We start from the raw sequence: 379 nt of genomic DNA, 5'->3' as shown, positions 1-379 counted from the left end.
GGTCTAAGCAGCAAAAAATAAAAACTGATTTAGTTTCGTTGCAGGAAAATGAAGCTCATGAAGTGATCGCCATTGATATCCAGCTTCATGCCACAACGTCGATAGAAGACCTGTTGCGATTATTAAAAGGTATGGCAGGGGTGAAAGGCGTTTCAATTAGCTAATCTGTGTGGCAGCGTAGCCAGACTCACCGTAAGCCTGAAATTCACACCAGATAATCAATATGCTGATGGCGTACCAGCTCATTGATCCGCTTAAGATTGAGGATCATCATGATATTGTGTTTATGGCAGTAGAACGTTTTTAGCGATATTTTCAGTTTCTCCAGAATATCTTCCGTTGTCATTTGATTCGCAATGCAGCTCAGAACCTGATGTTG

2 protein-coding genes are annotated in these 379 nt (G+C 41.4%); one reads left to right on the top strand and one right to left on the bottom strand.

The features are described 5' to 3' along the window. Positions 1 to 17 precede the first annotated feature (17 nt). On the top strand, positions 18 to 164 hold the full coding sequence (locus tag D7Y13_RS50300) for a hypothetical protein (RefSeq protein ID WP_500683222.1): 147 nt from the start codon (positions 18 to 20) through the stop codon (positions 162 to 164). 41 nt (positions 165 to 205) lie between these two features. On the opposite strand, the gene D7Y13_RS49460 is transcribed toward D7Y13_RS50300, so the two are convergent. Then, positions 206 to 367, bottom strand: coding sequence for a helix-turn-helix domain-containing protein (locus D7Y13_RS49460; RefSeq protein ID WP_369333621.1), 162 nt, complete (start codon positions 365 to 367; stop codon positions 206 to 208). Positions 368 to 379 lie beyond the last annotated feature (12 nt).

Source organism: Corallococcus praedator (genome assembly GCF_003612125.1).
GTDB classification, from domain to species: domain Bacteria; phylum Myxococcota; class Myxococcia; order Myxococcales; family Myxococcaceae; genus Corallococcus; species Corallococcus praedator.
The sequence above is the reverse complement of the archived record's forward strand: the minus strand, read 5'-3'. Positions and strand labels throughout refer to the sequence as shown.